Source organism: Halorhodospira abdelmalekii, from assembly GCF_016583625.1.
GTDB classification, from domain to species: Bacteria; Pseudomonadota; Gammaproteobacteria; order Nitrococcales; family Halorhodospiraceae; genus Halorhodospira; species Halorhodospira abdelmalekii.
This window is the reverse complement of sequence record NZ_NRRN01000133.1, coordinates 1-760: the sequence shown is the minus strand read 5'-3', so window position 1 is coordinate 760 and position 760 is coordinate 1. Positions and strand designations below refer to the sequence as shown.

Annotated in this window: 1 protein-coding gene; it reads left to right on the top strand. The window is 66.6% G+C overall.

Annotation, left to right across the window (positions count from 1 at the left end; all coding sequences use genetic code 11):
* Positions 1-760, top strand: a 760-nt coding sequence (locus tag CKO15_RS13790) for an IS91 family transposase (RefSeq protein ID WP_200197400.1), incomplete at both ends; no start/stop codon positions are given.

Sequence of the window (760 nt, the reverse complement as noted above, 5' to 3'; positions counted from 1 at the left end):
CAGCCGCTGAGCCCCCGCCAGTGGCAAGTCTGTCATCACATTGGCACCTGCCGCACCGAGGCCCTCGGCGGCCTGCTCCTCGAATGCGACGGCTGCGGGGAGTCGGCGTTCCTCTACTATGCCTGTCGCGACCGCCATTGCCCGCGCTGTCAACGCCTGGCCTCGCTCGCCTGGTGCGAGCGCCAACGCGCCGCGATCCTGCCGGTCGCCTATCATCACCTGGTCTTCACCCTGCCCGATATCCTCAACGGCTGGGTCGAGGTTCATCCCAAGGAGATCTACGATCTGCTCTTCGAGACAGTCTGGGCGACCCTGTCGGCCTTCGGCGCCGACCCCAAGCGTCTCGATGGGCAGCTCGGGATGACCGCGGTGCTCCACACCTGGGGCCAGAACTTGGTGCGCCACGTACATCTCCATTGCCTGGTGCCCGGCGGGGCGCTCGGTACGGATGGCACCTGGCACTCGGCGAAGAGCACCTACCTGTTCCCGGTGCGGGCGCTCTCACGGCACTTTCGCGGCGGCTTCGTCAGCCGCCTGCGCCGCGCCGTCGCGGAAGGGCGCTTGGCACGACTCGATCCCGCTGAGATCGATCGGCTCCTCGACAACCTGATGGCCCGCGACTGGGTGGTCTACTCCAAGCCGTGCCTCACCCACACCGACACGGTCGTTGACTACCTCGGGCGCTACAGCCACCGCATTGCGTTGAGCGATGCGCGGATTGTCAACTTCGACGGCGAGCGTGTTGCCTTACGCTACAAGG